Below are 25870 nucleotides of genomic sequence, written 5' to 3'. Positions count from 1 at the left end.
CGTCGACATACTGGCGATCACGACGATCGCCCGGCGTGCCACCCCGGTTCCTTACGGGGCGAACGAGACCTTCGGCCAGTTCCTGTGGCCGAAAGTCTCGCTGTGCGTGCTTCCGGTTGCAGCCGACCGAGAGTTCATCGTGCCCGCACCCCTTCTTCGCCGCATCCTGCTATGCCTGGCCATTGCCGCGCCGGCCATGGTCTTCCGTGTCCTGGGCCTGGCGCCCCACCCCGTGCTCGACCTCGTCATCTTCGGCGCCGCCGTTGTCGCGGCGTCGTTCATGCTCGCCTGGGCCGCCGAGGCCGCCCAGAAAGATATCTCCGGTGCCCTCGCCATCGCCATCCTGGCGCTGATCGCGGTGCTGCCCGAGTACGCCGTCGACCTGTACTACGCGTTCAGGTCCGGCTCCGACCCGGCTTATGCCCAGTTCGCGGCGGCCAACATGACCGGGTCCAACCGGCTGTTGCTCGGCTTCGGTTGGCCGCTCGTGGTGGTCGTCGCGCTCATTGTGGCCCGTCGGGCCGCCTCCGCCCGCGGGGCGACCGGCACAGGCCTGCCGCGTGCGTTGCAGCTTCCGAAGAGCAGCCGCCTCGACATCGGCGTGCTCGCGATCGTTGCCGTGCTGGCCTTCGCGATCCCGCTGATGCAGACGATCGCCATGTGGTTCGGCCTCGTGCTGATCCTGATCTTCATCGCCTACCTGTGGCGGGCGAGCAAGGTGCCCGACAGCGGTGAGGACGAGTTCGTGGGCATGGCAGCGCACATCGTCGAACTGCCAGAGCGACGGCGTCGTATCCTCGTGGTGAGCATGTTCGTGGTGTCCGCCGCGATCATCCTGGCGTCGGCCGAACCGTTCGCCGAGGCCCTGGTGGAATCCGGTAGCGCACTGGGCATCGACAGCTACTTCCTGGTGCAGTGGCTGGCGCCGCTGGCCTCCGAAGCTCCCGAATTCATCATCGCCGTGCTGTTCGCCCTGCGCGGCATGGGCACCGCCGCCATCGGCACCCTGATCGCCTCGAAGATCAACCAGTGGACCCTGCTGGTGGGCTCGCTGCCCATCGCGCACTACTTCGGCGGCGGCGGCGGCCTGGACCTGGCCCTGGACCCGCGGCAGGTGGAGGAGTTCGTGCTCACCGCCAGCCAGACCGTGATGGGCGTGGCGATCATCATCGCGCTGCGCTTCCACCGCTGGTCGGCGCTGGCCCTGGTGGCGCTGTTCGCGGTGCAGTTCGTGGTCACCGACACGTCCGGCCGCTACGTGCTCAGCGCCGTCCACCTCGGGATCGCCGCGGTGCTGTTCTGGGTGCACAGGCGCGACATCCTGCCGGCCCTGGCGGCCCCGTTCCGGCGCAGCCTGCCGGAGCCGGCCGACGACGATCGGGAACCGCAGCTGGTTCGTTGACCCGGCTGGGTGCACTGGCTCAGGCCGAGGTCACCCAGATCGCGTTGGCGGCCACCGTGGCCAGTTCGACGGACTCGGTGGCGGCATCCGGGGTTGCAGGCGCGCCGACCTGGCCGACCGCCATCGACCCGGCGTAGTCGCGGCGGGCGTGCACCGTGAGGGTGCTGCCCACGGTGATGCCGAGCGAGTACAAGTACCGCAACAGCGCGGGGTCGTGGTCGGAGACCCGCAGCACGGTGCCGGTCTCGTGCTCGGCCAGCTCGTGCAGGCGGCGTCCGTCGGGGCGGGCGACCGTGCCGTCCCTGCGGGGGATCGGGTCGCCGTGCGGGTCCTGCAGCGGGTTGCCGAGCTCGTCGTCCCAGATCTCCAGCAGCCGGTCGGACACGGCGTGCTCGAGCACCTCGGCCTCCTCGTGCACCTCGTCCCAGCCGTAGCCGCACTGCTCCACCAGGTAGGTCTCGATGATGCGGTGCCGGCGCACCATCCGCACGGCGATGCTCCGCCCCGCGTCGCTGAGCAGGATGCGGCTGTACGGCTCGTGCAGGATGTAGCCGTCACGCGCGAGCTTGTTCAGGTTGCCCGACACCGAGGATGCGGCGACGCCGAGCGTGGCGGCGATCTCGGTGGTGGTGATGCCCTCGTCGGACCACTCGTGCGATTTCCAGATGACCTTGAGGTAGTCCTCCGTCATGGTGGTGGGGGTGGAGGCGGCCATCCTCCGATTTTAGGTGCCCTCGTGCGGCTCGGCCCCTTGCGCGGTGGCGCCCGGCGCGGTGGGATGGGTTCCATGATCGTGACGAGCGCAACCATCGGACTGCCCGTGAGCGACCTTCAGGAGGCCGAGAAGTGGTACAGGCGGGTGTTCGAGCTGACCGCTCCGAGCGTCGAGCCCGCTCCCGGGGTGCTGGAGATAGTGCTCGGGCCGATCGAGCTGCAACTCAGCGAGGAGCCGACCGCACGCTCCGGTGCGCAGCTGGTTCTGCGCCTGGGCGTGGACGATGCTCCGGCCGAGTATCGGCGGTTCAGTGACCTGGGGGTGTCCCTGGGCCCGCTGGAGCACGTCGACGGAGCCGTGGACTACTTCGACTTCACCGATCCTGACGGCAATGCCTTGAGCTTGTACTCCCTGGCCTGAACCGGCCGCGCAGGTCACGCCGCGGAGTAGCTCACGCTGATCTCGTGGCTTTCACCCGGCGCCAGGGTGATCGCGTTGTCGCGGATGTTGCACGTCTCCACGCACACCATGCCGGTGTACTCGGTGTCGCCGAAGTCAGCCATCGCGGCGGCCTTGTCGATCCACGGGTTCCATACGACCGTGCTGGCCGAGCCCTGCTTGGCGACGGTGATGACCCGGCCGGTGGACGCATCCGTCACCGTGGTGGTGGCCGGGTTGTTCAGGTAGATGCGGTCGGTCTCGGCGTCGAAGCGCACCGGCGTGCTTTCGGCGGGGCGCGGGCCGGTGAGGCGGTCGGTGAACGGGGCGCCCTCGAGGCCGGCGACCTCGGTCTGGCGGATGTCGGCGACCGCGAGGTAGGTGTGCAGGGCCTCCTCGAAGCTCAGCTTCGTGCTGCCCCGATTGGTGACCCGCAGGGAGAGCGACAGCGTGGCCCCGACGGTGACCGTGTAGCGCGCTTCGAACGGGTGCGGCCAGGCCGAGGCGCGAGTGGCCTCGGTGTCGGTGAGCAGGAACACCAGCACCACGTCGTCGCCGGCCTCCCGCGCCTCGGCGAGCTGCCAGTCGGCCAGGCGGGCGAATCCGTGTGACGGGGCCGTGGCATCCGTGGGGTGCGCGCCGAACCAAGGGAAGCAGATCGGCACGCCACCGCGCAGGGGCACGCCCGGTGCGTATTCGCTCTGCTCGCTCATCCAGATCACCGGGGTGCCGCCGGTGGGTGTCCAGGTGCTCAGGTGCGCGCCGCGGAGGTAGATCTCGGCGGAGCCGGCCGGGCCGAACACCCGAGCCACGGTCAGCCCGCCCGGGCCCATCCCCAATTCGACGGAGGACGGTAGTTCGGGCAGGTGCGGGACGATGGCAGACATAGTGACCTCCGTGGTCGTTTGGCGTGTTCCCATCCTAGGAACCTTGGCTCTCCGGGGTCGGTGCGCGTGCGGGACGATCTCTCTGCCGGCTTCAAGAAACTATCCGGGCGCCTGGCCGCGGCTGGCGGTAGTATCACTTTTCGATCGACGGATGTGCCGTCTTGCGGCCCGTCGTCGAGCGCCCAGATTTCCCATCCCGATTGGCAGGACCCATGCAACTGCTCCTCCTCTCCAACTGCACCGTGCCGGGGCTCGGCTACCTCGAGCACGCCTTGCCTGAGGTGCTCGCGTTTCTGAACGGGGTGACCGAAGTCACCTTCGTGCCCTTCGCCGGGGCCGACCCCGATGCGTACACGGACTCGGTGCGGGCCACGCTCGAGCCGCACGGCATCGCGGTGCGCGGCCTGCACGAGGCGGCCGACCCCGTCGCCGCGGTCGCGTCCGCGCAGGCGCTCTTCATCGGCGGCGGCAACACCTTCCGGCTGCTGGCCGCGCTGCAGCGTCTCGGCCTGATGCCGGTCATCCGCGCCCGGGTGCAGGACGACCTGCCCTACCTCGGCTCGAGCGCCGGAGCGACCATCACGGCGCCCAGCATCCGCACCACCAACGACATGCCCATCGTGCAGCCCGAGTCGTTCGAGGCCCTCGGGTTGCTGCCGTTCCAGATCAACCCGTACTACGTCGACACCGACCCGGCCGGCGCGCCCAGCGAGTCCCGTGAGGCCCGGCTCACCGAGTTCCTCGACGAGAACGACGTGCCGGTCCTGGGCCTGCGCGAAGGCAGCCACCTCAGCATCACCTCGACGCTGGCCTGCGCCCTGGCCGTGGTGGGCGGCGGCCCGGTCGACCGGCCCGCGTCGGCGCCGGCCATCGTGTTCGAGCGGGGCCGGGCGCCCCGCAACGTCGCGGGCGATGTGACCTCGCTCCTGGCGCGCCGCCCCCGGTACGACCTCCCCCTGGCGGATGCGGTGAGCTGAGCCGCTCGGGCCGCGGCACGGCCGCCGCGCGGCGAGCAACTGGCCGGCGACGGTATGCGGGTGCCGCGCCGGTAGGCGGGTGGCGCGCCACCCGCGTAGCGGCGCCTGGCTCGCAGATCGCGCGTCCGCGCGGGTCAGCCGGCGGGTGGCGGATCGGGCGCGAAACGGTAGCCCATTCCCGCCTCGGTGAGCAGGTAGCGGGGGTGGGACGGGTCGGCCTCGAGCTTCTTGCGCAGCTGGGCCAGGTAGAGGCGGAGGTAGCCGGTGTCGGTCATCTTGTGCTGTCCCCAGACCTCGGCGTACAGCGCCTGCCGGCTCACCAGCTTGCCCGGCGTGCGCAGCAGCAGCTCCAGGATCTGCCACTCGGTGGGGGTGAGTCGCACGTGCTCCGGTCCGCCGGGTGTGGCCCGCACGATGGTCTTGGCCGGCAGGTCGACGGTGATGTCGCCGAAGGCGACCACCGGTTCGTCGCCGCTGGTGGGCATCCGGCGGGTGAGGGCACGGATGCGCGCCAGCAGTTCGTCGATCGAGAACGGTTTGGTGACGTAGTCGTCGGCGCCTCGGTCCAGGGCCTCCACCTTGTCCCAGGCTCCGCTGCGGCCGCTGACCACCAGGATCGGCACGCTGTTCCAGGCACGCACAGAGTCGATCACGGCGAGGCCGTCGAGGGTGGGCATGCCGAGGTCGAGCATCACCAGGTCGGGGTGGTACTCCACGATCGCCGCGAGCGCGGCGGGGCCGTCGTGGGCGGTGACGATCTCGTAGCCGCGGGCGCCCAGGGTGATGCGCAGCGCCCGGAGGATCTGCGGGTCGTCGTCGGCGATCAGGATTCTCATGCGGTGACCTCGTCGCTGGCGGGGCGTGCGGTGGGTGCAGGGGGTTCGGCGGTGGTGGCGGCCGGCAAGGAGATCACCATGGTGAGCCCGCCGCCTGGGGTGTCGTCGGCTTCGAGGCTGCCGCCCATGCCCTCCACGAATCCCTTCGACAGGGCCAGGCCGAGACCGAGGCCGGTGGAGTTGTCGGTGTCGCCGAGCCGTTGGAACGGCACGAACACCTCATCGCGCCGGCCGGCCGGGATGCCGGGCCCTTGGTCCATGATGCGCAACTGCACGGTGTCGGCGAAGCGGCTGGCCGATACCCGGGCGGGTGTGCCGGCCGGTGAGAACCGGATGGCGTTGCTGAGCAGGTTCACCACCGCGCGCTGCAGCAGACCGGGGTCGGCGACCACCGGGGCGAGATCGCCCGGCAGGTCGAGTTGCACGGTGTCCGGGCCGAGGCTGAGCTCGTCCAGGGCCGGCAGCACCACGTCGGCGAGGTCGACGGGGCCCAGGGCCACGGCCAGAGCCCCGGCCTGCAGCCTGCTCACGTCGAGCAGGTTGGTCACCAGCGACGCCAGGGTGTCCAGGCTTTCCCCGGCGGTGGCCAGCAGCTCGGTGCGGTCGCTTTCGGGGAGGGTGATGTCGGTGGCACGCAGCCCGCTGATGGCGGTCGTCGCGGCGGCGAGGGGCCGGCGTAGGTCGTGGCCGACGGCGGCGAGCAGGGCGCTGCGCATCCGGTCGGCCTCGGCGAGCGGACCGACCTCGCTGGCCGTCTGGGCCAGGTCCCGGTGCTCGAGGGCGGCTTCGATCTGGCTGGCGATGACGCTGAGCAGCCTCCGTTCCGAGGCCGCCAGGTCGGGTCCGTCGAGTTCCAGGCTGGCCCGGGTGCCGATGGGCACCGTGGTCGCCGGGGGGCCCGGCACCCCCGGGGTCGCCGAGGAACTCGACTCCGCCGCGCCGCCCGCCGCCGCACCGCCCGCCTCGACCAGCACCACGCCGTCGGCGAGCAGCCGCACCCGGTCGAGCCCGAACGCCTCGCGGGTGCGGGTGACCAGCGCCTGCAGCGCATCCTCGCCGCGCAGCACGCTGCCGGCCACGGTGGCCAGCAGCTCGGACTCGGCCGCCGCCCGCCGGGCCGTGCGGGTGCGCCGGGCCGCCTGGTCGACGACGTAACTCACCAGGAGGGCGTTGAGGAGGTAGAGCGAGAGGGCGAACAGGTGCAACGGTTCGGCCACGGTGATCGTGTAGAGCGGTTGCACCAGGAAATAGTCCAGGGTGAGCCCGGACAGCAGGGCCGCGAACAGTGCCGGCCAGAGCCCGCCGACAAGGGCGACCACCACGACGAGCAGCTGGTAGCTGAGCACGTCGCTGGTGATCGACTCCTCGCTGCGGAAACTGACCAGCAGCCAGGTCAGCAGAGGTCCGCCGGCCAGCGCCAGGGCGAAACCGGCCAGCCGGCGCCGCACCGTGAGCGAACCGCCCAGCCTGGGCAGTGCCACACCGCCGCCGGCTGCGGAGTGGGTGACGATGTGCACGTCGATGTCGCCGGATTCGCGGGTGATGGTGCTGCCGATGCCGGGCCCGGACAGCGCCGCGGTGAGCCGGTTGCGGCGGCTGACGCCGATCACGAGCTGGGTGGCGTTCGCCGCGCGGGCGAACTCCACCAGCGCCCGGGGGATGTCGTCGCCGACCACCTGGTGGTAGCTGCCGCCGAGCTCCTCCACCAGCGCCCGTTGCGCCGCAAGGGCGCCCGGATGCGGCGAGGCCAGGCCATCCTGGCTGATCACATGCGCGGCGATCAGCTCGCCGCCGGCCGAGCGGGCCGCGATGCGGGCGCCCCGGCGAATGAGCGTGTCGCCCTCCGGCCCGCCGGTGAGCGCCACGACCACGCGCTCCCTGGCCTCCCACTTGTTCGAGATGCCGTGCTCGGCCCGGTAGCTCTTGAGCGCCGTGTCGACCTCGTCGGCCAGCCAGAGCAGCGCCAGTTCCCGCAGCGCCGTGAGGTTGCCGAGCCGGAAATAGTTCGACAGTGCCGCGTCGATGCGGGCCGCCGGGTAGACATTGCCCTCGGCGAGCCGGTCACGCAGGGCCTGCGGGGCCAGGTCGACGACCTCCACCTGATCGGCCGCGCGCAGCACCGCATCCGGCAGCGTCTCGCGCTGCGGCACCCCGGTGATCTGTTGCACGACGTCGTTGAGCGATTCGATGTGCTGGATGTTGACGGTTGAGATCACGTCGATGCCTGCCGCCAGCAGCGCCTCAACATCCTGGTAGCGCTTGTTGTGTACCGACCCGGGAGCGTTGGTGTGCGCGAGCTCGTCGACCAGGGCCAGCTCGGGCCGGCGGTCGAGCACTGCGGCCAGGTCGAGTTCGCTCAGCTCGACGCCGCGGTGCTGCACGAGCATGCGGGGCACCACCTCCAGGCCCTCGGCCATGAGCGCGGTGGCGGCGCGACCGTGGGTTTCCACGACGGCGACGACCACGTCTTTTCCCTCGCCCTGCAGCCGGCGGCCTTCTTCGAGCATGCTGTAGGTCTTGCCGACGCCGGGGGCGGCGCCGAGCAACACGCGCAGTCGACCGCGTTTCATGGGCTAGCCCTTTCCCTGCTCCGACTCGAGCTGTGCGAGCGAGAGATTCAAGTTGAGCACATTCACGGTCGGTTCGCCGAGATATCCGAGGTCGGGACCCTGAACTGAGGCGTCCACCAGGGCACGGACCTCGGCTTCGGGCAGGCCGCGGGCCGCGGCGACGCGGGGCACCTGCAGCAGGGCGTAGGCCGGGCTGATGTGCGGATCGAGGCCGGAGGCCGAGGCTGTGACGGCCTCCGCGGGGATCTCGTCGGCCGTCACCCCGTCGAGCTCTTCGATGGCGGCTTGCCGATCGCGGATCGCCTGGATCAGATCGGGGTTTTCCGGCCCCCAGTTGCTGCCGCTGGACGCGGCGCCGTCGTAGCCGTCACCGGCCGCGGACGGGCGGGACTGGAACCATTCGGGCAGGGCAGCACCGTCGGCATCCGTGAAGGACTGCCCGATCAGGCTGGAGCCGACGACGGTGCCGTCGGCGGCGCGCTCGAGCGCCCCGTTGGCCTGGGCGGGCAGGGCGAGCTGGCCGACCAGGGTGATGGCCAGCGGGTAGGCCAGGCCGAGCACCACGGTGAAGACGAGCATGGCCTTGATCGCCACCCAATAAGGCCGGGTGAGCGGGCCGGTGCGAGGTCGGGAGGCGTTCATCGGGAGGTCCATTTCGGTTGGTCGAGTGTGGGAAGGGTGAACATGGCCTAGAACCCGGGCAGCAGCGACACGACGAGGTCGATGAGTTTGATGCCCAGGAACGGGGCGATCACGCCGCCGAGCCCGTAGATCAGCAGATTGCGGCCGAGGATGCGGGGCGCGCTCGCCGCCCGGTACTTCACACCACGCAGCGCCAACGGAATCAGCACCACGATGATGATGGCGTTGAAGATGATCGCGGACAGGATCGCCGACGCGGGGGAGCTCAGCTGCATGATGTTCAGCACGGCCAGGCCGGGGAACACTCCGGCGAACATGGCCGGGATGATCGCGAAATACTTGGCGAGGTCGTTGGCGATCGAGAAGGTGGTGAGCGCCCCACGGGTGATCAGCAGTTGCTTGCCGATCCGCACGATGTCGATCAGCTTGGTGGGGTCTGAGTCGAGGTCGACCATGTTGCCGGCCTCCTTGGCGGCGGAGGTGCCGGTGTTCATCGCCACCCCCACGTCGGCCTGGGCCAGGGCGGGCGCATCGTTGGTGCCGTCGCCGGTCATGGCCACGAGGTTGCCGCCCTCCTGCTCACGGCGGATCAGCGCGAGCTTGTCCTCCGGGGTCGCCTCGGCGAGGAAGTCGTCCACGCCGGCCTCTGCCGCGATCGTGGTGGCGGTGAGGGAGTTGTCGCCGGTGACCATGATGGTGCGGATGCCCATCGCGCGGAGCTCGGCGAAGCGTTCCTTGATGCCTTCCTTGACGATGTCCTTGAGGTAGACCACGCCGAGAACGGTGCGCTCGCCGGATGCTGTCCCCGTGGCGACCACGAGCGGGGTGCCGCCCAGCCGGGAGATGCGTTCCACTTCCGCGGTCAGCTCGGCCAGCACAACCTCAGGCACCGGGCCGGCCTCGCCCACCCAGGCCAGCACGGCGGAGCCGGCGCCCTTGCGGATCTGCCCGCCGCCGCCGGCCAGGTCGATTCCGCTCATGCGGGTCTGCGCGGTGAACGGCACGATGTCGCCGGCCAGGCTCTCCGGCCGGTGGAAGCCCCGTTCCGCGGCCAGGTCCACGATCGACTTGCCCTCCGGGGTGGGGTCGCTCAGCGAGGACAGCGCCGCTGCCCGCACCAGCTCCGCCTCGGTCACCCCGGTCAGCGGCGCGAACTCGCGGGCCTGCCGGTTGCCGTAGGTGATGGTGCCGGTCTTGTCGAGCAGCAGGATGGTGACGTCGCCGGCGGCCTCGACCGCGCGGCCCGACATGGCCAGCACATTCCGTTGCACGAGCCGGTCCATGCCGGCGATGCCGATCGCCGAGAGCAACGCCCCGATGGTGGTGGGGATCAGGCAGACCAGCAGGGCGATCAACACGGGCAGGCTCACCGTGGCGGCGGAGTAGCTCGCGATGGGGTTGAGGGTGAGCACCACCACCAGGAACACGATCGACAGGCTGGCCAGCAGGATGTTCAGCGCCAACTCGTTCGGCGTCTTCTGCCGCGCCGCGCCCTCGACAAGGGCGATCATCCGGTCCACGAAGGTCTCGCCCGGTTTGCTCGTGATGCGCACCACAATGCGGTCCGAGAGCACCCGGGTGCCGCCGGTGACGGCGCTGCGGTCGCCGCCGGACTCCCGCACCACCGGGGCGGATTCGCCGGTGATCGCGGATTCGTCGATCGAGGCGATGCCCCAGACGATGTCGCCGTCGCCGGGGACCAGCTCCCCGGCCACGACGATCACGACGTCGCCGAGGGTGAGGTCGGCCGAGGAGATCGTGCGCACCTGGGCCCCCTCCGCGCCGGGGTTGGTCTCGGGGTTGTAGTCCTGCACCTGGGTGGCGCTGGTGCTGGTGCGGGTCTGCCGCAGGCTGTCGGCCTGGGCCTTGCCGCGGCCCTCGGCCACGGACTCGGCCAGGTTGGCGAAGATCACGGTGAGCCAGAGCCAGACGGCGATGCCCACGGTGAACGAACTGGGCACGGCGGAGCCGCCGGACTCGCCGGGGCCGCCCAGGAACGGTTCCGCGGCGGCGAGAACCGTGGTGAGCACGGCGCCGATTTCGACGATGAACATCACCGGGTTCCGCCACATCAGGCGCGGGTCGAGCTTCTGCACCGCGCCGGGCAGTGCGGCCACGAGCTGGCCGGCGCTGATCGCCTTCTTCGGTTTCGACGAGTGGGGTGCTGCGTGCTGGTCGGGGGAGGCCGGCTTGTGGGTGTTGGACAGTGTGGTCATGGCTTACTGCAGCCCTTCCGCCAGGGGACCCAGCGCGAGTACGGGGAAATAGGTGAGGGCGGTGATGATGATCGTCACGCCGAGGAGCAGGCCCACGAACTGGACCCGGTTGGTGGGCAGGGTGCCCACGGTGGCCGGCACCCGGTCCTGCGCGGCGAACGAGCCGGCCAGGGCCAGCACGAACACCATCGGCAGGAACCGGCCGAGCAGCATGGCCACCCCGAGAGCGGTGTTGAACCACGGCGTGTTCGCGGTGAGGCCGGCGAACGCCGAGCCGTTGTTGTTGGCCGCGGAGGTGAACGCGTAGAGCACCTCGGACAGCCCGTGCAAGCCGGGATTCCAGATCGACGTGGCCTCGACATCCGCCCGCACGGCGGGGATCGCGAAGCTCAGCGCGGTGCCGGCCAGCACCAGGGTGGGGGTGACCAGGATGTACAGGCTGGCCAGCTTGATCTCACGCGGGCCGATCTTCTTGCCCAGGTACTCCGGGGTGCGGCCCACCAGCAGGCCGGCCACGAACACCGCGATCACCGCGAGGATCAGCATGCCGTAGAGACCGGAGCCGGTGCCGCCTGGGGCGACCTCGCCGAGCATCATGTTCAGCATCGGCATCATGCCGCCCAGCGCCGTGTAGGAGTCGTGCATCGAGTTGACCGCGCCGGTGGAAGTGAGGGTGGTCGAAGTGGCGAACAGGGTGGAGCCGAAGATGCCGAACCGGGTCTCCTTACCCTCCATCGCACCCCCGGCCAGGCCGGGGGCTGTGCCGGCGCCGTTCAGTTCGAACAGGGTGAGCGCGGTGAGCGAGATGACGAAGATCGTGGCCATGGTGGCCAGGATCGTGTAGCCCTGCCTCTTGTCGCCCACCATGGTGCCGAAGGTGCGCGGCAGGCTGAACGGGATGGCCAGCATCAGCACGATCTCGAACAGGCTGGTCCAGCCGCTCGGGTTCTCGAACGGATGCGCCGAGTTGGCGTTGAAGAAGCCGCCGCCGTTGGTGCCGAGCTCCTTGATGGCCTCCTGGGAGGCCACCGGGCCGCCGGGGATCGACTGGGTGGCGCCGGTGAGGGTGGTCACATCGGTGAATCCGGTGAAATTCTGGATCACCCCGCCGGCCAGCAGCACGATCGCGGCGATCACCGCCAGCGGCAGCAACAGCCGCAGCACCCCGCGGGTGAGGTCCACCCAGAAGTTGCCGATGGTGCCGGAGCGGCGCAGCATCAGGCCGCGCACCAGGGCGATCGCCACGGCCAGTCCCACGGCCGAGGAGACGAAGTTCTGCACGGCCAGGCCGGCCAGCTGCACCGTGTAGCCCAGGGTCACATCGGGGGAGTAGGACTGCCAGTTCGTGTTGGTCACGAAGGAGATTGCTGTGTTGAACGAGAGCCCCTCCGGTACGGCGTCAAAACCCAGCGAGTACGGCAACACGGCCTGGGCGCGCTGGATCGCGTAGACGAACAGCACCCCGATCAGCGAGAAGGCGAGCACGCCGCGCAGGTACGCCGACCAGGTCTGCTGGCTGCGGGCATCCACCCCGATCAGCCGGTAGAAACCGCGCTCGACGCGTAAGTCCTTGTGCGAGGTGTAGATGGTGGCCATGTAGTCGCCGAGCGGGCGGTACAGCACGACGAGCACGGCAACGAGGGTGAGGGCCTGCAGGATGCCCAGCCAGACGGACACTAGAACCGCTCCGGTTTCACCAGGGCGAAGACCAGATAGCCGATGGCGGCCACGGCGAGCACGGCCGCGACGATGTCGAACACGATCACAGCTTCGCCACCCCCCAGGCCACGAGGCCGATGAGCGCGAACACGGCGATGACGCCGAGCACGTAGACAAGGTCGAGCATGCGATTATCTCCATCCGTTGGCCGCCGGTTTGCCGGCCGGCACCCGTGCTCCGCTCGAGCACGAACTGAGTAAACACCCGCCCGAACCGCCCCGTTGGTTTCCTAACGAACCCCTAACGCCCGGGTCGGCGCGGGATTTGCGCCACCGGCCCTGTTCCGGTTGAGTGAGCGCATGACGGATGCCGCCTACCGCTTTTCTGCCGACCGGGACGAGATGGATCGCGGCCTAGTGCACGCCTGGCTGAGCACCGAGGCGTACTGGGCCCTGGGTCGAGACCGAGCCGTGCAGGATGCCGCCATGGACGCATCGGCCAACTTCGGCATGTTCGAGGTGGCGACGGGCCGCCAGGTGGCGTATGCGCGTCTGGTGACCGACTCGGTCACCTTCGCCTGGCTCTGCGACGTGTTCGTCGACCCGGCCGTGCGCGGTCAGGGCGTGGGTGTGGAGCTGATCGAGAACGTCGGCGCGGTGCTCGACAGCCTCAACCTGCGGCGGGTGGTGCTGGCCACCTCCACCGCCCACGGCCTCTACGCCAAGTTCGGCTTCGAAGTCGTGGCCACCCCGGAGCACTGGATGGAACGCCGGTCTGTGGCGTGAGGATCCATTAAATGCACCTACGCGGGACTTTGTCACGCCTCCTCAACGCGGGCATGAAAAAGCCCCGGTGCCGCTCGCGCTTTGGGGGAAAGGGAGCTGGCACCGGGGCCAATCGTGGGAGTGGGGGAACTCCTGGTGTAACCGTACGCCCTATGGCCTGCATGTGGGCTGCACGGAACATAAGAGTTTTCTATGCGTCGCCCGTGATCCCGCTCTCAGGCGGCTGAGTGCAGTCGCGCCTCAGACGCCCGCGCCTGCCAGCGAGCCTGTGGTCTTGTCGGCGCCCATGATCAGGCAGAGGATCTCGTGGTCGCCGTCCTCCCAGCCCCCCTCGGTGGGGGATAGGTAGTTGAAGTCCATCGGTGCTGCATCCGCGTAGTTCTTGCCGTAGAAGGTGGCGAATTCGGTCATGCAGCGGTCCTCGGCGACCTGGGTGATGACGTCGTCACCGGGGAAGGTCGCGTCGTCGCTCACATCGAACGCGAAGTAGGCCTCGTAGTCGTGGGCATCGGAGCACGGGATGGCCTGCACGCTGTCGATCTGCTCGGCGTCCTGGTCGTTGAAGCAGTCACCGACGGCCAGCGTGAAGACGTCGGCCTTGCCGGCCTCGCTGATCTGCTGCGTCTCGGCGTCGCGGGCGGCTTCCTTGGGGAACAGGTCGCTGATTGCGCTGCAGCCTGACAGGGCCAGAGCGCCGACCGAGAATACGGCGACGATCAGAGCGGTGCGCGGGCGTGCGGTGGTGCGGGACATGGTGGTGCCTTTCAACGGGTGCTGGGGCCCAGGACGCAGAACGGTGTGCGGCCCGCACAACAGAACAGAGGACGCGCGCCAGAGCTCGAACCCCGAAAATTGGCACTGGCGGCGCTTCTATCTTGGCCGACAGCCAAACACGCGCGCAACCGGCGCGCTAGACGCGCGAGCGCAGCAGCGTGAATGAGCCGTCCCGCACGATCAGCGTGCTCACCGGGGCCGCCACCTGCTGGCCCGGGTCGCTCGAGGCGGCGAGTTCCCACGCCCCGCTGGGGGCCGCGGGAACCGTGAACTCCACCCCGTTGGCGGCGGCGTTCAGCAGCAGGGCAAAGGCGTCCGCGCCGTCGTGCTCGAGCACGAAGGTGATGGCGTGGGCATCGTCGTCGGTCCAGTCCGCGTCGGCGAACTCCTCGGCATCCGCCCTGAGCACCCGCACGGTGTCGACGGCGTCGGGGCCCGGCGCCTGCCGGAACCAGGCCGGCCGCAGCGCCGGGTTCTCCCGGCGCAGCTCGAGCAGGCTGCGGGTGAAGGCCAGCAAGGCGTCGTCGGTGTTGGCCCAATCGAACCAGGAGATGTCGTCGTCCTGGCAGTAGGCGTTGTTGTTGCCGCCCTGGCTGCGGCCGAGTTCGTCGCCACCGAGGATCATCGGCACACCGGCGGACAGCAGCAGGGTGGCCAGGAGGTTGCGGCGCATCCGGTCTCGGCGTTCGTTCACCTCGGCGTCATCGGTGGGGCCTTCGACACCGTTGTTGGTGGACTGGTTGTCGCTCTCGCCGTCGTTGTTGTTTTCGCCGTTGGCCTCGTTGTGCTTCTCGTCGTACATGGTGAGGTCGGCCAGGGTGAAGCCGTCGTGCGCGGTCACGAAGTTCACGCTCGACAGCGGTGAGCGGCGGTCCGCCTCGTAGACGTCGGGGCTGCCGAGCACCCGCTGCGACAGGGTGCTGAGCAGCGAGGCGTTGCCGTGCCAGAACCCGCGCACGTCGTCGCGGAACTTGCCGTTCCACTCCGACCAGTCCGCCGGGAAGCCGCCGACCTGGTAGCCGGCGGTGTCCCAGGGCTCGGCGATCATCTTCACCGGCGCGAGCACCGGGTCCTGCTGGATGAGGGTGAGGAAGGCGCTGTGCAGTTCGGCGTCGCCGCCCTGCCGGGTCAGGGTCGTGGCCAGGTCGAAGCGGAAGCCGTCGACGTGCATCTCGGTGACCCAGTAACGCAGCGAATCCATGATCAGGCCGAGCGCGGCCGGGTGGCTCACGTTCACGCTGTTGCCGGTGCCTGTGGTGTCGAAGTAGTTGCCGCGGTCACCCTCCACCAGGCGGTAATACGCCTCGTTGTCGATGCCCTTGAACGAGAGGGTGGGACCCATGTGGTTGCCCTCGGCGGTGTGGTTGTAGACCACGTCGAGGATCACCTCGAGGCCGGCGGCGTGCAGCGCCTTGACCATCTCCTTGAATTCGTTCACCTGGGCGCCGGTGTCGCCGGCCGCGGCGTAGTCGCCGTGCGGGGCAAAGAAACCGATGGTGTTGTAGCCCCAGTAGTTGCGCAGGCCCTTCTCCTCGAGGTGGCTGTCCTGCACGAACTGCTGCACCGGGATGAGCTCCACCGCGGTCACGCCGAGGTCGGTGAAGTGCTTGATCGCCGCCGGGCTGGCCAGGCCGGCGTAGGTGCCGCGGATGTCTTCGGGCACGTCGGGGTGGGTCTGGGTGAAGCCCTTGACGTGCACCTCGTAGATGACCGATTCGGCCAGCGGGGTGAGCGGTGCCGCGTCGTCGGCCCAGTCGAAGGCCGGGTCGGTGATCACACAGAGCGGCGTGCGTCCGGCGGAATCGCTCGTATCCATCTCATCGGGATTCTGCTGGTCGTGGCCGAAAACCTCCTGGCCCCAGCTGTAGCCCCCAGAGACGGCGGTGGCGTGCGGGTCCAGCAGCAGCTTGTTGCCATTGTGGCGCAGTCCGTTGGCGGGATCCCAGGGACCGTGCACCCTTAGGCCGTACCGGGTGCCCACTGCGGCGCCGGGCACGATGCCGTGGAAGACGTGACCGGTGCGCTGGGTGAGCGCAGTGCGCGTCTCCGTGCCGTCGTCGTCGAAAACGCAGAAGTCGATGCTGTCGGCCGTCTCGGAATACACCGCCATGTCGACGCCCCCGTCGACGAGGGTGGCACCCAACGGGTAGGGCAGGGAACGGGACGCGGCGGCGGTCATGATGCTCTTTCGTTCTGGAATTATTCGCACGAAGGTGCGAGAGAGTGGAAACAATATCCGTCGCACAGCCGGCGAAACTGAGAAAAAGCTGAGTCCCGATCTTGTCGGTGGGCGCTGCTAGTGTGCTGTCTCAAACAGGCGGGACGCCGGCTGAACCCTCGGCCGCCACCGTTCCCGCTGGTGATGAAGGGAATCCCATGAAGGCATCCGCAGAGCTCGGCAGCAACCTCCAGTCCGTGCTCGTCGACCTGATCGAGCTCCACATCCAGGGCAAGCAGGCGCACTGGAGCGTGGTGGGCAAGAATTTCCGCGACCTGCACCTGCAGCTCGACGAGATCATCGACGACGCCCGCATCTTCACCGATGAGCTGGCCGAGCGGATGCGTGCGCTCGACGCCCTGCCCGACGGGCGCACCGAGACGGTCACCAAGACCACACATCTGCCCAAGTTCCCCGCCGGAGAGGTCGACACCACAGAGACCGTGGGCCTCGTGACGGCTCTGCTGACCGCAACCGTCGACAACATCCGTGACGTTCACGAGGCCGTCGACGAAGAAGACCCGGCCAGTGCCGATATTCTGAACGGCTTCATCCTCAAGCTGGAGCAGTACATCTGGATGGTCAGCGCGGAGGACCGGAAGCCCCGCAAGCCCACCGCGAAGGACTCGACCCGTCCGGTCGGCAAGGCGTAACTCGCCTCCGGCGGTCGGATCCACCATGAATCCGGCCGCCGCCGTGACGAATGGGCGCCTGGATGCGTCATAGGTAGACGAACACTCGCACGATCCAGTCCGCCCACCCGGCTGTGACCTGCCCGCCAGACCCGATCGGCAGCGCAGGGCACGCTTTTCTAGGAACAGAGGATGAACCCCGTGACCCAGGTAATCGAAACGATCGACGTAGACGTTCCCGTGCGCACCGCGTATGACCAGTGGACCCAGTTCGAGTCCTTCCCGCACTTCCTCGACTTCGTCGAGAGCATCCGCCAGATCGACGACACCCACACGCACTGGAAAGTGAAGGTCGGCGGAGCCGAACGTGAGTTCGATGCTGAGATCACCGAGCAGCACCCCGACGAGCGGGTCGCCTGGAAGAGCATTTCCGGCGACGAGAAGCACGCCGGCGTGGTCACGTTCCACCGCCTGAGTGACACCACGTCCAGGGTGACCGTACAACTGGACTGGGACGCCGAAGGGTTCCTGGAGAAGGTCGGCGCCGTGTTCGGCGTTGACGACCACGTGATCCGCAAGGACCTCAAGCAGTTCAAGACGTTCGTGGAGGACCCCGCCAACCAGAGTGGCGGCTGGCGCGGGGACGTCGCCGTCTAACCGAACCGGCGCCGCACACCTAGCCGGGAGCCCGTCGATGGGCACCCCCGGCTCAGCTCTGGCTGGGATGCAGCGGCCAGACTATGCTCCCGTCCGACGGACGCAGCAGCTCGCGGCGTTGAAATCCGTCTGGGGCAGCGCTCCGAGGGTGCTGCGGATGGGCCGAACCGGTGACCGAAGTGCAGCACACGACGGGCAGCGCCCGGCACGGGCGACTGAAGAGGTCGCACGCCGTGGCGGGCATCCTGGGCACCGTGGCCCTGGGCCTGGCGGTGCTCCTCGTCAGCGGCGCCGCTCTGGCGGCGTTCGCGCTCTGGCAGGTCAGCAGCACGGTGGCCGCCAACTCGATCGATATCAACATCGGCAGCGTCGACGGCCGCGGCGATGACCCGCCGCCGGGGATCGGCAGCTACGAGAACGGCTTCAACCTGCTCATCGTCGGTGTGGACAACGACGCGGCCCAGGGGGCGACCTACGGCGAGAGGGAGACCGCCCTCAACGACGTCAACATCCTGGTGCACGTATCGGCGGACCACACGAACGCCGTGGTCGTCAGCATTCCCCGGGACCTCATCGTGGCGCATCCGGAGTGCACCGACGCCGGCACCGGCGCGGTGCGCGGCGCGCTGCAAGCTGCCCCGGTCAACGAGGCGATGGGGCGCGGTGGGCTGCCCTGCGTGGTCGACACGGTGGAGCAGCTCACCGGGCTCGACATTCCCTACGCGGGGCTGGCATCCTTCGCCGCCGTCGTGCGGCTCAGCGATGCGGTCGGCGGCGTGCCGGTCTGCCTGACCGAGCCCGTCGACGATCCGCAGGCCGGCCTGTCGCTGCCCGCCGGCACCAGCATCGTAGCCGGCGACACCGCCCTGGCCTTCCTGCGCAGCCGCCACGGAGTCGGCGACGGCAGCGACCTCTCCCGGATCACGTCGCAGCAGCTCTACCTGGCCTCGTTGATGCGCACCGTCCGCGGAGACGACACCCTCACCGACCTGCCCAGGCTGTACTCGCTGGCAAACATGGCGGCCAGCAACATCCACCTCTCCACCAGCCTCGCCCACACCGACACCATGGTGTCGATGGCCCTGGCGCTGGCGGACATCGACCTGGACCGACTGGTCTTCGTGCAGTACCCGGGCAGCACGGAGGATCCGGACTACCCGGGCCGAGTCGTGCCCATGCGGGACCTTGCCGCCACCATGTTCGCCAAAATCGCCGCCGACGAGCCGTTCTCGTTGGCTCCCGCCCCCGCGACCGACGAACCCCTGGTGGTCTGGCCGCCCGCGGAGGACCCTGAGGCGCCGGCGGGCGCGGACCCTGCCGAACCGGATGCCGCGGCGCCGACGACGACACCTGCCACGCCGGCCCCGGAGCGGCTGGACGGCCTCACCGGGCGCACGGCCGCCGACGACTCCTGCGCCCAGGTGAACACAGGGTGAGCGGTTACCTCAGTTCGGCCGGCTGCACGTGGTCCATGTCGTCGAAGGCCTTGTTCTCGCCGGCCATCGCCCAGACGAACGAGTAGCTGCCGGTGGCGAAGCCGCTGTGCAGTGACCAGCTGGGTGAGATGACGGCCTCGTTGTTGGCCACGACCAGGTGGCGGCTTTCGGTGGGTTCGCCCATCAGGTGGATCACGCGGTGCTCCGGCGCCAGGTCGAAGTACAGGTAGCACTCCGTGCGGCGGTCGTGAGTGTGCGCCGGCATGGTGTTCCACATGCTGCCGGTGCTCAGAACGGTCACGCCCATCACCACCTGGCAGCTCTGCACACCGTTGGCGTGGATGTACTGGTTGATCGTGCGTTCGTTCGAGGTGGATGCGTCGCCCAGCTCCCGGACGGTGCCCTGGCCCCGGCCCACCAGCGTCGTGGGGTAGGCGGTGTGCGCGGTGGCGGAGAAGAGGTAGAAGGCGGCCGGAGCGGCCCCGTCGGCGCTGGCGAAGACCACATCGGAGACACCGCGCCCGATATAGAGGCACGCGCCCGGCTCGAGGTCGTAGCCGGTGCCGTCGACCGTGATGGTTCCGGCGCCGCCGACGTTGATGATCCCGGCCTCCCGGTTTTCAAAGAACGTGTCGGTGCGCAGCAGGTCGAAGCTTCCCAGAGCGATCGGGCCGGCAACGGGTCGCGCCCCGCCCAAGACGATCCGGTCTTCGTGGGTATAGGTGGCGCGGAACTCGTCGTCGGCGAAGAGGTCGTCGACGAGGTAGTTCTCGCGGAGCGCAGCGGTGTCGAAGCTGCGGATCTGGCTGGGATGGGTGGAATGACGCAACTGCATTGTTTATCTCATTTCCTGGGGAGCTCTGGGTCAGCTGCCGCGGGACGCGGCGAAGGCCAATGTTCCGTCTCGCGGAACAGTATACCAATGATTGCGCCCGGCGTGGAACTTCGAAGCCGAAAATGGGACCTTGGTCCCGCCATGCGGAGCGCTGCGCCCCTAATGTAGGTCTGTGCGGCGGACATGAATTCTGTGCAGCGGAACACCGCGTCGTCGTCACTGAAGCTCAAAGCAGAGGAACCAGTGAGTGACCAATGAGTATCCAAGACAGCATTGCCGTCGTCCCGGACGCAGCGCCCATCGACGACGTCGAAGAGGCTGAAGGCACCCTCACCGGCAAGGAGAAGGTGGCCTACGGGTTCGGTGACCTCGGCAACGGGTTCATGTTCGACCTCGGGCAGGCCTACCTCACCAAGTTCTGGATCGACACCGCGGGCATCGGCCCGGCGGTCGTCGCGTTGATCTTCGTTCTGGTCAAGCTCTTCGACGCCGTGATGGACACCGTCGCGGCGCTCTTCATCGACGGCCGCAAGGTCGGCAAGCGTGGCAAGTTCCGCCCGGTGATGATGGTGTCGGCATTCGTCCTCGCTGTCATGACCGTGGTCACCTTCACCATGCCGGATGTGTCGATGGGCTGGAAGATCGCCTTCGCTGCCGGCTCCTACGCCATCTGGGGCGGTGTCTACTCCTTCGTCAACGGCCCGTACGGTTCGTTGGCCTCGGTGATGACCCGCAACATCAAGGAACGTGCCCAGCTCGCCACCTCCCGCCAGGCCGGCTCGCTCGGCGCCCAGTGGATCTGCGGCATCGCCTTCATCCCGATCATGATGATGCTCGGTGGCATGACCGCGCAGAACTACATGTGGGCCGCCGTCGCCATGTCAGTCCTCGGGATGGTCTCCTTCGTGCTCTGCTACCGCGGCACCAAGGAACACGTGGTCGTGAACCGCGAAGCCAATAAGGAGAAGACGGGCATCAAGGACTACGCCCGCGCCGTGCTCACCAACCGCCCGCTGCTCGGCCTCGTGCTGATGAGCCTGTTCACCATCTCCTCGATGAACGTGAACAACATGATGATGATCTTCTTCGCCGAATTCAATCTCGGCAACATCGCGCTGATGGCCGTGCTCAACTTTGTGATGATCGGTGCCTCCATCGTGGGCATCATGTTCATTCCGAAGCTGGTGGTGCGTTTCGGCAAGAAGCGCACAGTCATGGTCAGCTTCGCCATCGCGGTGGCCGCCAACGGCCTGAACTTCATCATTCCGACCAACCTGTGGACGTTCATGATCCTGGTCACCATCGGGTATGTCGCGCTGTCGATCCCGAACGGCATCACCTGGGCGTTCGTCTCCGACACCATCGACTACGGCGAATGGCACACCGGCGTGCGCCGGGAGGGCATGACCTACGCGGCCTTCAGCTTCTCCCGCAAGGTCTCGCAGTCCCTCGCCGCCCTGGTCGGTGCCGGCATGTTGGCCGTCTCCGGTTATGTCGCGCAGGCCGCCGAGCAGTCGGATGCGACGCTGCTGGGAATCAAGGCGGTCATGACGCTCTACCCGGCCCTTGCTCTCACCATCGCCGCCATCATCATCTACTTCATCTACAACATGAGCGATGACAAGTACCGTCGCATCGCCAAGGACCTGAACGAGGGTCGCTGGGAACACGGCGTCATCGGCGAGAGCACCCGCGCCTCGCTGGCCGTGAAGTAGTCCAGCACCCGCACGAGGGGCGCCGTGTGCACGCACGGCGCCTCGTTCGTCCCCTCCCATCCAGGAAAGTAACTCATGCGCATCGCCCGACTCTAAACCCCGACCGGCCCGCGTTACGCTGTCGCCACCGGTGACAGCTGGACCGTCGTCACCGACCCGTTCGCCGCACCGCTCGTCTACACCGGCGAGTCGATCCCGGCCGCGGACGCCGTACTGCTCGCCGCGGTCGACCCGCGCGTGGTGGTCGGCATCGGCCACAACGAGCCGGGCAACCCCCTGCCCATGCAGGCCTGGCACAAGTCGGTGCACACCGTCGCCGGCACCGGCGACGACATCTACGCCGTGCGCGACGTGGGCACCGTGAACATCGAGGGCGAGCTCGCCGTCGTGATCGGTTCCACGGCCACGAATCTCACTCTCGAGAACGCCTTCGACGCCGTGCTCGGCTACACCGTGGCCAACGACGTCACCAACGTCGACCAGTGCCCGGTCGACCAGCGCAACTTCCAGGGCAAGAGCGGCAAGAACTACACCCCGCTCGGCCCGTGGATCGAAACCGAACTGGCCGACCCCGAGAACGTTGCCACCCAGGTGGTCATCAACGGTGCCGTCGTGGTCAACTCGGGCTCGTTCAACCTGCCCTCCTCGGTCGCCGCCACGCTCGTCTACGTGACGAGGTGGCTCACCCTCGAGCCCGGGGACGTGGTGCTCACCGGGGCCCCCGGCACCGACCTCCCCGTGCAGCCGGGTGACACCGTCGACATCACCCTCGCCGGCATCGGCACACTGAGCAACACCATCGTCTAGATGAAGACACGCTTGCCCGCCAATCCGGCGGGCGAGGATGCGAAGGAGCACACATGCCCAATATCACCGTTCAACTCCTCGCAGGCCGCGACATCAACCAGCGCCGAGCCTTCGTTCACGACGTCACCAACAGCGCCGTTCTGACCCTGGGTGCACGCCGCGGCGACGTCCGGATCGTTTTCGAGGAGATCACGCCGGACATCGTCGCGAACGGCGGAGTCCTCGCCAGTGAAGACGAGAGCCGCGCGGAGGTCGTCAATCGCTTCGTGCCCGAGGCCAGCGCGTAGCACCACCGCCGCAACTCGGACAATGCGGACGTGCTAGATTTCGGCCACGACCGACGGCGGGAATGCATCGGTCTGAATGAGCGGGGGGCTCGGATGAGGCACAGGACGACGACCGGCACAGCCTGGCTGGCGGCGACGCTCCTCGCCGGTGGGATGCTCGGCCTGGCCGGCTGCGCGCCCGCCAATTCGTATCCGCGGGTGAGCGAGGTTTTGGCCACGCCCCGAGAGGCCGAGGACGTCCTGCCCGACTGGACGGCGGACTGGAATGTCGACCAGGAGTCAAGCCGTTTCGTCGGAACCGTCGGTCACGTCGACTACTTCGTCTCGTCGATGACCGATCCGGACAGCGGCCAGAAGAGCGCCTGCATCATCCAGGTGAACAATCTCGACACCGATACGGCCGTCGCGGGGTGCAGCTCGAACGAGAGCGGGATGTCCACCTCGGGAATGGGCGTCGGCTCGGCCAGGATCTCCGGGGACACGACGACCTACCCGGAGTCCGAGGGCTGGGTCCAGCTCACCGATTTCCTGCTGGTGAACCCCACCGGCTCACCCCTGGGCTGACCAGAGCGGCATCTCAGCCGGCCTTGGACCAGGCTTCACGCAGGCAGTCGAGCACGCCGGGGTCCAGGTCTGCGGGCGAGTGCAATTCGAGGTGGTGCATGAAGTGGTTGAGGGTGGGCTCCACCACCTCTTTCCACTGCGCTGACGTGTCGAACCTGTCCAGGTCGACCGACAGCACGAGCGGGGCGACGTCGCCGGAGAGGTACTGACCCGGGAGCCACGTCCACGCGAACGACCGCTGCCGGCGGAAGGCGATCTGACTGGTGGTGACGCGGATTTCGGTCTCGCCGATCGACAGGATGACCGACCGCACGGCATCGAACAGCGCCCGTGCGTGCGGATCCCTGCCCGCGAAAAACTGCTCGAGCGGAATCGGTTCCCCGTGGCTGGTCATGCCTGCAGGGTAGTCCGGTCCGCCCGCACGGGAGTAGTTTGGCCGCGGAACGACCGGGGAGCGGGCGCATCCGGTGCAGCGGGCGCGCGTTCACGAGTGGAGGACCGCCATGTTGCGAAAACTGGGTGTGAGCGTCGCCCGCCATCGTCTGATCTCCTTGCTGTGCTGGGTGGTGGCGCTCGGCGCCTGTCTGGCCACGGCGCTGCTCGGGGTCGGCGGCGAGAGCCTCTTCCAGAGGCTCTCCAGCGCCGGTCCGTCGGTGGACGGCGAAGCGCAAGCTGCCGCCGACCTGATCGCGGGTCCGGAGAGTGAGCAGACCGAGTCCCTGTCGCTGCTCGTGCACCCCACCGATCTTGATTCGCCCGACCTCGCCGCGATCCTGGACTCCGCCACTCTGCGCCTTGAGCAGGTCAACGGGGTCAGCCGGGTGATCAACCCGCTCGTCATCCCGCCCCTGCCCGATGGGAGCCCGAACCCGGCGGCAGCGCCGCTGCTCTCCGCGGACGGTGAGGGGATGCTCTTCACCGTGGCCATGCAGGCCACCGACGGCGTCGTCAGTGACCCACTGCTCACCTATGTTCAACGCCGGCTGCAGGTGGCCGCCGACGAGATCGGCCAGCTCGACCCGGGCGCCCAGGTGGAGGTCGGCGGCACGCCCCTCATCGTGGAGTCGCTGATCGCCGTCGCCGAGTCCGACCTGCAGAAGGGCGAGCTGATCGCCCTGCCGATCGCGCTCCTGGTGATGCTGATCATCTTCGGCGGCTTCCTCGCGGCCGGCATCCCGCTGGTCGGTGCCATCGCGTCGATCATCGGCGCGCTCGGGATGCTCTTCGCGTTCACGTTCGTGATGGACATCGGCATCACCGTGATGAACGTGATCACCGTGATCGGCCTCGGACTCTCGATCGACTACGGGCTGTTGATGGTGAGCCGGTTCCGGGAGGAGTTCCGGGCGCGGGTGGGCGGAGGTGGCCCCGGCGCCCCGCCGGGCCCGCACGGTGAGCCGTTTGCGGATGTGCCGCCGCTGCAAACCGCGGAACTGGCCACCCTCCCACACCACCGACACAGCCGTCATGAACTGATGCTCCAAGCTGTGGGCAGCACGGTCAACACCGCCGGGCGCACCGTGCTCTACTCCGGACTCACCTTCGCGATCGCCACCGCGGGGCTGCTCGTGTTCGAACCGTCGATCATCCGCGCCATCGCCATCGGCGCGATCTGCGTGGTGCTCATCGCCATCCTCACCGCGCTCGTCCTGGTGCCGGCGTTGCTCGGCTACCTCGGTGAACGGCTGGTGCAGCCCGGCGTGCTCACCCGCATCCCGGGCGTCGGAGCGTGGCTCACCCGGTTCGGCGACATCGCGCCGGAGGAAGGCGTCTTCTCGAAGCTGGCCCGGCTCGTGCAGCGGGCTCCGGTGCTCGTGGCGCTCGGCGGTGCCGCCGTGCTGTTGCTGCTGAGCAGCCCGGTGCTGTCGATGACGGTGGCCAACAGTGCCGACGACGCCATCCCCCGGTCGTCGAGCCAGTACGACTTCGTCACCACCCTGAACGAGGAGTTCCCCCTTGCCACCGCACCACGGGTGCAGCTGGTGTCCAGCACCGACGAGGCCGCGGCGGCGGCTTGGGCGGCCGATGTCGCCGCCCTGCCCGGGGTGACGGATGTGGCGCCGCCGGTCGAGACCAACGGCTACTGGGTGTCCAGGGTTGCCGTGGACACGCACCAGGGCGCCGACGTGGTGCGGGAGATCCGGGCCGACCGGCCGGCCTTCGACAACTGGGTCGGCGGCGCTGACGCGCAGGCCGTTGACTACCTCGACTCGCTGGCCAGTGGAGCTCCCTGGGCGGTGTTGATCATCGCCCTGGCCACCTTCGTGTTGCTGTTCCTGATGACCGGATCGGTGATCATCCCGCTCACCGCCCTGGTCATCAGTGCCATCTCCCTGGGCGCGGCGGCCGGCGTGCTGGTGTGGGGGTTCCAGGAGGGCAACCTGTCTGGGGTGCTGGATTTCGACCCCGACACCATCTCCGGTGTCGACGCCCTCGTGCTCACGCTGGTGCTCACCTTCGGCTTCGGCCTGGCCATGGACTACGAGATGTTCCTGCTGGCGCGCATCAAGGAACACCACGACCGTGGCGAGAGCACCCGCAAGGCCATCGAGACCGGCCTGCAGAGCTCCGGCCGCATCATCACCTCGGCGGCGTTGATCATCGTGCTGGTCTTCGCGGGCTTCGCCACCGGCGAGCTGATGCAGATGAAGCAGATCGGCACCGCCCTGGCGGTGGCCGTGTTGCTGGATGCGACGCTGGTGCGGATCGTGCTCGTGCCCGCGGTGATGACCTCTCTCGAGCGCATCCTCTGGTGGGCGCCGCGCTGGAGTGCCCCCATCCACAGCCGCTTCGGCCTGCGCGAATAGCCGCCCGGCCC

24 protein-coding genes and 1 pseudogene are annotated in these 25870 nt (G+C 68.5%); 13 read left to right on the top strand and 12 right to left on the bottom strand.

Annotation, left to right across the window (positions count from 1 at the left end; genetic code table 11):
• The first annotated feature begins 106 nt into the window (after positions 1-106).
• Positions 107-1402 (top strand): sodium:proton exchanger, encoded by a 1296-nt coding sequence (locus tag E3T61_RS05230; RefSeq protein WP_241992397.1) that lies wholly within the window; start codon positions 107-109, stop codon positions 1400-1402.
• A gap of 19 nt (positions 1403-1421) precedes the next feature.
• Here the strand turns inward: E3T61_RS05230 and E3T61_RS05225 are convergent, their stop codons facing one another.
• Positions 1422-2117 (bottom strand): metal-dependent transcriptional regulator, encoded by a 696-nt coding sequence (locus E3T61_RS05225; RefSeq protein ID WP_134639828.1) that lies wholly within the window; start codon positions 2115-2117, stop codon positions 1422-1424.
• Between the two features lie 72 nt (positions 2118-2189).
• On the opposite strand from E3T61_RS05225, the gene E3T61_RS05220 reads away from it, so the two are divergent.
• Complete coding sequence (locus E3T61_RS05220) at positions 2190-2537, top strand: VOC family protein (RefSeq protein ID WP_134639827.1); 348 nt, start codon at positions 2190-2192, stop codon at positions 2535-2537.
• Positions 2538-2551: 14 nt separating this feature from the next.
• On the opposite strand, the gene E3T61_RS05215 is transcribed toward E3T61_RS05220, so the two are convergent.
• Positions 2552-3442 carry a D-hexose-6-phosphate mutarotase gene (locus E3T61_RS05215; protein ID WP_166793148.1) on the bottom strand — a complete coding sequence of 297 codons (891 nt, stop codon included), beginning with the start codon at positions 3440-3442 and terminating at the stop codon, positions 2552-2554.
• Between the two features lie 212 nt (positions 3443-3654).
• Between E3T61_RS05215 and pepE the strand changes: the two genes are divergently transcribed.
• Positions 3655-4419 (top strand): dipeptidase PepE, encoded by a 765-nt coding sequence (gene pepE, locus E3T61_RS05210; protein WP_134639825.1) that lies wholly within the window; start codon positions 3655-3657, stop codon positions 4417-4419.
• Between the two features lie 134 nt (positions 4420-4553).
• Here the strand turns inward: pepE and E3T61_RS05205 are convergent, their stop codons facing one another.
• From E3T61_RS05205 to kdpF, 6 genes are read right to left on the bottom strand one after another with little or no spacing between them, the layout of a single operon-like run.
• Positions 4554-5255, bottom strand: coding sequence for a response regulator (locus tag E3T61_RS05205; RefSeq protein WP_134639824.1), 702 nt, complete (start codon positions 5253-5255; stop codon positions 4554-4556).
• Positions 5252-7825, bottom strand: coding sequence for a sensor histidine kinase (locus tag E3T61_RS05200; RefSeq protein WP_134639823.1), 2574 nt, complete (start codon positions 7823-7825; stop codon positions 5252-5254). The genes E3T61_RS05205 and E3T61_RS05200 overlap by 4 nt, the downstream gene beginning before the upstream one ends.
• A gap of 3 nt (positions 7826-7828) precedes the next feature.
• Positions 7829-8467: a potassium-transporting ATPase subunit KdpC gene (gene kdpC, locus E3T61_RS05195; RefSeq protein ID WP_134639822.1), complete on the bottom strand. Its 639-nt coding sequence runs from the start codon at positions 8465-8467 to the stop codon at positions 7829-7831.
• 47 nt (positions 8468-8514) lie between these two features.
• Entirely contained in the window at positions 8515-10683 is a 2169-nt protein-coding gene (gene kdpB / locus E3T61_RS05190) for a potassium-transporting ATPase subunit KdpB (protein ID WP_134639821.1), read from the bottom strand.
• A gap of 3 nt (positions 10684-10686) precedes the next feature.
• Positions 10687-12360 carry a potassium-transporting ATPase subunit KdpA gene (kdpA, locus tag E3T61_RS05185; RefSeq protein WP_134639820.1) on the bottom strand — a complete coding sequence of 558 codons (1674 nt, stop codon included), beginning with the start codon at positions 12358-12360 and terminating at the stop codon, positions 10687-10689.
• Positions 12360-12449, bottom strand: coding sequence for a K(+)-transporting ATPase subunit F (kdpF, locus tag E3T61_RS05180; protein WP_134639819.1), 90 nt, complete (start codon positions 12447-12449; stop codon positions 12360-12362). The genes kdpA and kdpF overlap by 1 nt, the downstream gene beginning before the upstream one ends.
• A 252-nt stretch (positions 12450-12701) precedes the next feature.
• Between kdpF and E3T61_RS05175 the strand changes: the two genes are divergently transcribed.
• Entirely contained in the window at positions 12702-13127 is a 426-nt protein-coding gene (locus E3T61_RS05175; RefSeq protein ID WP_134639818.1) for a GNAT family N-acetyltransferase, read from the top strand.
• Between the two features lie 240 nt (positions 13128-13367).
• On the opposite strand, the gene E3T61_RS05170 is transcribed toward E3T61_RS05175, so the two are convergent.
• Positions 13368-13880: a septum formation family protein gene (locus E3T61_RS05170; protein ID WP_134639817.1), complete on the bottom strand. Its 513-nt coding sequence runs from the start codon at positions 13878-13880 to the stop codon at positions 13368-13370.
• 157 nt (positions 13881-14037) lie between these two features.
• Positions 14038-16080: a glycogen debranching protein GlgX gene (gene glgX / locus E3T61_RS05165; protein ID WP_134639816.1), complete on the bottom strand. Its 2043-nt coding sequence runs from the start codon at positions 16078-16080 to the stop codon at positions 14038-14040.
• Between the two features lie 197 nt (positions 16081-16277).
• Here glgX and E3T61_RS05160 point away from each other — a divergent pair, with 197 nt between their 5' ends.
• From E3T61_RS05160 to E3T61_RS05150, 3 genes are all read left to right on the top strand, one after another.
• Positions 16278-16772 carry a Dps family protein gene (locus E3T61_RS05160; RefSeq protein WP_134639815.1) on the top strand — a complete coding sequence of 165 codons (495 nt, stop codon included), beginning with the start codon at positions 16278-16280 and terminating at the stop codon, positions 16770-16772.
• A 180-nt stretch (positions 16773-16952) separates the two neighbouring features.
• A complete protein-coding gene (locus tag E3T61_RS05155; RefSeq protein WP_134639889.1) occupies positions 16953-17408 on the top strand; it encodes an SRPBCC family protein in 456 nt (151 codons plus the stop codon).
• A 170-nt stretch (positions 17409-17578) separates the two neighbouring features.
• A complete protein-coding gene (locus E3T61_RS05150) occupies positions 17579-18844 on the top strand; it encodes an LCP family protein (protein ID WP_134639814.1) in 1266 nt (421 codons plus the stop codon).
• A 4-nt stretch (positions 18845-18848) separates the two neighbouring features.
• On the opposite strand, the gene kduI is transcribed toward E3T61_RS05150, so the two are convergent.
• On the bottom strand, positions 18849-19679 hold the full coding sequence (gene kduI, locus E3T61_RS05145) for a 5-dehydro-4-deoxy-D-glucuronate isomerase (RefSeq protein WP_134639813.1): 831 nt from the start codon (positions 19677-19679) through the stop codon (positions 18849-18851).
• 254 nt (positions 19680-19933) lie between these two features.
• Between kduI and E3T61_RS05140 the strand changes: the two genes are divergently transcribed.
• The 5 genes and pseudogenes from E3T61_RS05140 to E3T61_RS05125 all read left to right on the top strand — a co-directional run bounded on the left by E3T61_RS05140 (position 19934) and on the right by E3T61_RS05125 (position 23052).
• A complete protein-coding gene (locus tag E3T61_RS05140; protein ID WP_134639812.1) occupies positions 19934-21394 on the top strand; it encodes a glycoside-pentoside-hexuronide (GPH):cation symporter in 1461 nt (486 codons plus the stop codon).
• Between the two features lie 114 nt (positions 21395-21508).
• Positions 21509-21604 (top strand): annotated as a pseudogene (locus E3T61_RS22455) (fumarylacetoacetate hydrolase family protein); the annotation flags it as partial.
• A gap of 27 nt (positions 21605-21631) precedes the next feature.
• The gene (locus E3T61_RS05135; protein WP_241992396.1) at positions 21632-22201 is read left to right on the top strand and encodes a fumarylacetoacetate hydrolase family protein; all 570 of its coding nucleotides are present in this window, start codon (positions 21632-21634) and stop codon (positions 22199-22201) included.
• A 53-nt stretch (positions 22202-22254) separates the two neighbouring features.
• Positions 22255-22488 carry a tautomerase family protein gene (locus E3T61_RS05130; RefSeq protein WP_134639811.1) on the top strand — a complete coding sequence of 78 codons (234 nt, stop codon included), beginning with the start codon at positions 22255-22257 and terminating at the stop codon, positions 22486-22488.
• A gap of 93 nt (positions 22489-22581) precedes the next feature.
• Positions 22582-23052, top strand: a complete 471-nt coding sequence (locus tag E3T61_RS05125; RefSeq protein ID WP_134639810.1) for a hypothetical protein — start codon at positions 22582-22584, stop codon at positions 23050-23052.
• A 13-nt stretch (positions 23053-23065) separates the two neighbouring features.
• Here the strand turns inward: E3T61_RS05125 and E3T61_RS05120 are convergent, their stop codons facing one another.
• Positions 23066-23446 carry a DUF5655 domain-containing protein gene (locus E3T61_RS05120; protein WP_134639809.1) on the bottom strand — a complete coding sequence of 127 codons (381 nt, stop codon included), beginning with the start codon at positions 23444-23446 and terminating at the stop codon, positions 23066-23068.
• A 109-nt stretch (positions 23447-23555) separates the two neighbouring features.
• Here E3T61_RS05120 and E3T61_RS05115 point away from each other — a divergent pair, with 109 nt between their 5' ends.
• Positions 23556-25859 (top strand): MMPL family transporter, encoded by a 2304-nt coding sequence (locus E3T61_RS05115; RefSeq protein WP_134639808.1) that lies wholly within the window; start codon positions 23556-23558, stop codon positions 25857-25859.
• Positions 25860-25870 lie beyond the last annotated feature (11 nt).

This window comes from Cryobacterium lactosi, from assembly GCF_004403945.1.
Taxonomy (GTDB): Bacteria; Actinomycetota; Actinomycetes; order Actinomycetales; family Microbacteriaceae; genus Cryobacterium; species Cryobacterium lactosi.
This window is presented reverse-complemented; position numbering and strand designations above follow the sequence as displayed.

Coding starts and splice junctions, on each gene's coding strand:
- E3T61_RS05225 (WP_134639828.1), bottom strand. CDS start 2,117: ATGGCCGCCTCCACCCCCACCACCATGACGGAGGACTACCTCAAGGTC.
- E3T61_RS05220 (WP_134639827.1), top strand. CDS start 2,190: ATGATCGTGACGAGCGCAACCATCGGACTGCCCGTGAGCGACCTTCAG.
- E3T61_RS05215 (WP_166793148.1), bottom strand. CDS start 3,442: ATGTCTGCCATCGTCCCGCACCTGCCCGAACTACCGTCCTCCGTCGAA.
- pepE (WP_134639825.1), top strand. CDS start 3,655: ATGCAACTGCTCCTCCTCTCCAACTGCACCGTGCCGGGGCTCGGCTAC.
- E3T61_RS05205 (WP_134639824.1), bottom strand. CDS start 5,255: ATGAGAATCCTGATCGCCGACGACGACCCGCAGATCCTCCGGGCGCTG.
- E3T61_RS05200 (WP_134639823.1), bottom strand. CDS start 7,825: ATGAAACGCGGTCGACTGCGCGTGTTGCTCGGCGCCGCCCCCGGCGTC.
- kdpC (WP_134639822.1), bottom strand. CDS start 8,467: ATGAACGCCTCCCGACCTCGCACCGGCCCGCTCACCCGGCCTTATTGG.
- kdpB (WP_134639821.1), bottom strand. CDS start 10,683: ATGACCACACTGTCCAACACCCACAAGCCGGCCTCCCCCGACCAGCAC.
- E3T61_RS05175 (WP_134639818.1), top strand. CDS start 12,702: ATGACGGATGCCGCCTACCGCTTTTCTGCCGACCGGGACGAGATGGAT.
- E3T61_RS05170 (WP_134639817.1), bottom strand. CDS start 13,880: ATGTCCCGCACCACCGCACGCCCGCGCACCGCTCTGATCGTCGCCGTA.
- glgX (WP_134639816.1), bottom strand. CDS start 16,080: ATGACCGCCGCCGCGTCCCGTTCCCTGCCCTACCCGTTGGGTGCCACC.
- E3T61_RS05160 (WP_134639815.1), top strand. CDS start 16,278: ATGAAGGCATCCGCAGAGCTCGGCAGCAACCTCCAGTCCGTGCTCGTC.
- kduI (WP_134639813.1), bottom strand. CDS start 19,679: ATGCAGTTGCGTCATTCCACCCATCCCAGCCAGATCCGCAGCTTCGAC.
- E3T61_RS05140 (WP_134639812.1), top strand. CDS start 19,934: ATGAGTATCCAAGACAGCATTGCCGTCGTCCCGGACGCAGCGCCCATC.
- E3T61_RS05130 (WP_134639811.1), top strand. CDS start 22,255: ATGCCCAATATCACCGTTCAACTCCTCGCAGGCCGCGACATCAACCAG.
- E3T61_RS05125 (WP_134639810.1), top strand. CDS start 22,582: ATGAGGCACAGGACGACGACCGGCACAGCCTGGCTGGCGGCGACGCTC.
- E3T61_RS05120 (WP_134639809.1), bottom strand. CDS start 23,446: ATGACCAGCCACGGGGAACCGATTCCGCTCGAGCAGTTTTTCGCGGGC.
- E3T61_RS05115 (WP_134639808.1), top strand. CDS start 23,556: ATGTTGCGAAAACTGGGTGTGAGCGTCGCCCGCCATCGTCTGATCTCC.